A 1,118-nucleotide genomic window follows, 5' to 3' on the forward strand; every position below is an offset into this window, starting at 1 on the left:
TCATTGGCATCGGTAAACGTATCATCTAAAGGGTTTACAACTACTGTAACTGTTGCTGTGTTACCTTCTGCATTAGTATATGTAAAAGTATCTGTACCATTAAAGTTAGATTTAGGTATGTAAGTAACAGTACCATCGGCATTAATTATCACTGTACCATTTAAGCCATTTGTGACTGATACTACCGGTGATTTTGGTCCATCAGCATCTGTGTCATTGGCCAATACATCAATGATCACTGAACCGTCTTCATTGACCGTTGCTGTATCGTCTTGAACAACAGTGGCATCACCTTGTGGTGTCACATTAACAGTCACTGTCGCAGTATTGCCTTCCGCATTAGTATACGTGAAGCTATCTGTTCCAGAAAAGTCAGGATTTGGTGTATACGTGACCGTGCCATCTTGGTTGATAACTACCGTGCCATTTGAGCCATTTGTGACTGATACTACCGGTGATTTTGGTCCATCAGCATCTGTGTCATTGGCCAATACATCAATGATCACTGAACCGTCTTCATTGACCGTTGCTGTATCGTCTTGAACAACAGTGGCATCACCTTGTGGTGTCACATTAACAGTCACTGTCGCAGTATTGCCTTCCGCATTAGTATACGTGAAGCTATCTGTTCCAGAAAAGTCAGGATTTGGTGTATACGTGACCGTGCCATCTTGGTTGATAACTACCGTGCCACTTGAGCCATTTGTGACTGATACTACCGGTGATTTTGGTCCATCAGCATCTGTGTCATTAGCCAATACATCAATGATCACTGAACCGTCTTCATTGACCGTTGCCGTGTCATTATTAATACCTGTCACATCATCAACAGGTGAAACAAATACGGTGACAGTTTCAGTATTACCTTCTGCATTGGTATAAGTGAATGTATCTGTACCGTTATAATCAGGATTTGGTGTATATGTCACAGTCCCATCATCATTGATCACCACTGTACCATTTGAACCATTGGTCACAGAAACTACAGGTGATTTTTCGCTATCAACATCTGAATCATTAGCTAATACATCGATGACAACTGAGCCATCTTCATTTACTGTGGCTGTATCAGCTTTTATTTCTGTTTGATCTGCAGCACCATTTACTGTGACTGTAAT

General features: G+C 41.2%; 1 protein-coding gene. It reads right to left on the reverse strand.

Features of this window, described 5'->3' with window-relative positions; genetic code table 11:
• Positions 1-1,118: Ig-like domain-containing protein (locus tag CJF42_RS26115; protein WP_141235705.1), on the reverse strand; the 1,118-nt coding region annotated here is incomplete at both ends.

The sequence above is a fragment of the Pseudoalteromonas sp. NBT06-2 genome, assembly GCF_002276045.1.
GTDB lineage: Bacteria > Pseudomonadota > Gammaproteobacteria > Enterobacterales > Alteromonadaceae > Pseudoalteromonas.